Genomic DNA, 529 nt, shown 5'->3' on the forward strand with positions numbered 1-529 from the left:
GTCAGCCACTGCGCGGCCGAGCGCCGTGCCCAGGTCGGCCCACAGGCCGTGGGCCCATTCGTCGAAGGCGCCGAAGAAATCGCCGCCGGCATCAGCCTCGCCGCGCGCTCGCAAGCGCAGCGCACCGGCGGCGGCGAGTGCCGCGTCGACCCGCTTGGGCACCGCCTGGTAGGTGCGCGCCCATTGCCGGTTGCCGCAGCCCAGCACCGCGAAGCGCACGCCGTCGAGCGTGCCCGCCGTGCAGCCCTCGATCCACGACAGGAACTTCTTCGCGTTGTCGGGCGCCTGGCCTTCGTAGGAGGCCGTGACCACCAGCACCGGCGTGCCGGCCTTCAGCTCGCCCGCGTACTCGTCGAGCGTAGCGACCGTCGCCGCATAGCCCTGGCGCGGCGCATCGGCCGCGATGCGCCGCGCGAACATCTCGCAGGAGCCGGTATTGCTGCCGTAGAGCACCAGCAGCTTCGGCGCATCGGCCGGCAGCGCGACCTCTTCGGCCGTGTCCCTGACGAGCCGCTGCGGCACCGAGGGC

Annotated in this window: 1 protein-coding gene; it reads right to left on the bottom strand. The window is 73.2% G+C overall.

All coding sequences use genetic code 11. The annotated features are described in order from the left end of the window. On the bottom strand, positions 1-529 hold a 529-nt coding region (locus ACXJ3V_RS20690; protein ID WP_457102233.1), incomplete at both ends, for a flavodoxin domain-containing protein.

This window comes from Microbacterium sp. P5_E9, assembly GCF_054049175.1.